Source organism: Kamptonema formosum PCC 6407 (assembly GCF_000332155.1).
In the GTDB taxonomy this organism is placed as follows: Bacteria; Cyanobacteriota; Cyanobacteriia; order Cyanobacteriales; family Microcoleaceae; genus Kamptonema; species Kamptonema formosum.
This window is the reverse complement of sequence record NZ_KB235907.1, coordinates 29,856-31,241: the sequence shown is the minus strand read 5'-3', so window position 1 is coordinate 31,241 and position 1,386 is coordinate 29,856. Positions and strand designations below refer to the sequence as shown.

Below are 1,386 nucleotides of genomic sequence, written 5' to 3'. Positions count from 1 at the left end.
CAATTGGCTCAGTATTGGCGACAGCTTCATTCTTGTCTTTTGAGGAATCTAACTCTTCATCTTTTTCTCGTGGAGGAGGAGAGAATTTTATGGCACTGTCTTGAAAACAAATCTTTTCATTGAGCCAGGGTCGAAGGTCTTCACTGACCTTTGAGTTACCCATAGGCTTAGGTAACTTAGGTTGACTAGGGATATCGAATAATGCCCCAACTTCAGCCAGTCGCCGCAAAGTCAGAGCCTTAGACAATCCTATGTAACGCTTATGTAACTTTCCCTCAACTTTGCGGTAGGCGTACCAGTAGCCTCCTTCTGTTTCTTTTCTGGCTGTGTAACCCTCGCCATCATCAACCCTGAAGGATTTAGTCTCTGGATGCTCTAGCCATTCATACCACTGCCTAAAACCCACCTCTATCTTTTTGCCAGATGGGAGTTGAGCCGTCCCATATTTCACCCTTGCCAATTTACTCATCGCTAGTTACATATAACTTTAGGTAACTTATCATGAGCTTCTCTCTAGGTAGCTGTCAATAGTTACATACATAAGTTACTTAAAACCGAGGGCGTGACTAGCGCGATATTCTGAAATGCTTGATTCTATGTTTTAAGTAGTGTGCGATCGCGCGGTAGTAGGACTATAGTCGAGAGTATAACCAACATTAGAACGATCGCTAGAAACACAGCGATCGCCCCCATACCAAAAACGCTCCGCGCTTTTCACTTGCCAAACAGTTGACCCCACCACATCCAGCATTGTTGACGGGAGCTCGCCACCCATAAAATGGGTAAAAACCCACGCCAAAGTCCGCAGCCGCACCCTAATCGGTATGGGTGCAGCTCACGTTATTTTGATAGAGTCCGGTCTCTTTAGAGGTCTTTGTCATCGCCGTCAAGCACAGGACAGTTTGGAGAGCTTTGTGCCAAGCGTTCAGCCTCTCGCCTCCACCGACGAATTGTAAGTGGTGAAATGTTTAGTTTTCTTCAATTTGTGAAACACTTTTACCCTGAGCAAACAATTCCAAACACGCCTGCTTTACGTCGGGCGAATACTTAGGCGGTCGCCCTCCTTTACACGGCTTTCTTCCTAAATTAGCCTGTTTGACCCAATCTCCAACTGTAGCCCTTGAAATTCCAGTGAGAGCTTCGATTTCTCCACAGGAAGCACCTTTAACATATAGAGATAAACATTCCTCCTTTTGCTTTTTGGGATAGCTATTGTGCCCTCGGCTGATGCCTGCCAGTTTAATCCAATCGTAGAGTAACTCCACAGAAACTCCTGTAGCATAGGCATTGAATACCAAAGGCAAATATTAAGTTGTAGCGATCGGAATGAAGATTTTAACCGCAGTTCAAACAAGATAAAATTGCCAAATTTCCGGCTGGGTGCGA

The 1,386-nt window shown here is 45.2% G+C and carries 2 protein-coding genes and 1 pseudogene; all 3 read right to left on the bottom strand.

Going from position 1 to position 1,386, the window contains the following annotated elements; genetic code table 11:
* Window positions 1–469 (bottom strand): annotated as a pseudogene (locus OSCIL6407_RS36035) (hypothetical protein); the annotation flags it as partial.
* A 132-nt stretch (window positions 470–601) separates the two neighbouring features.
* A complete protein-coding gene (locus OSCIL6407_RS35765) occupies window positions 602–775 on the bottom strand; it encodes a hypothetical protein (RefSeq protein ID WP_162140464.1) in 174 nt (57 codons plus the stop codon).
* A 193-nt stretch (window positions 776–968) separates the two neighbouring features.
* Complete coding sequence (locus OSCIL6407_RS31600) at window positions 969–1,298, bottom strand: helix-turn-helix domain-containing protein (protein ID WP_162140463.1); 330 nt, start codon at window positions 1,296–1,298, stop codon at window positions 969–971.
* Window positions 1,299–1,386 lie beyond the last annotated feature (88 nt).

Excerpts from the sequence above, each read along its gene's own strand:
- OSCIL6407_RS35765 (WP_162140464.1), bottom strand. The coding sequence starts at position 775 with ATGGGTGGCGAGCTCCCGTCAACAATGCTGGATGTGGTGGGGTCAACT.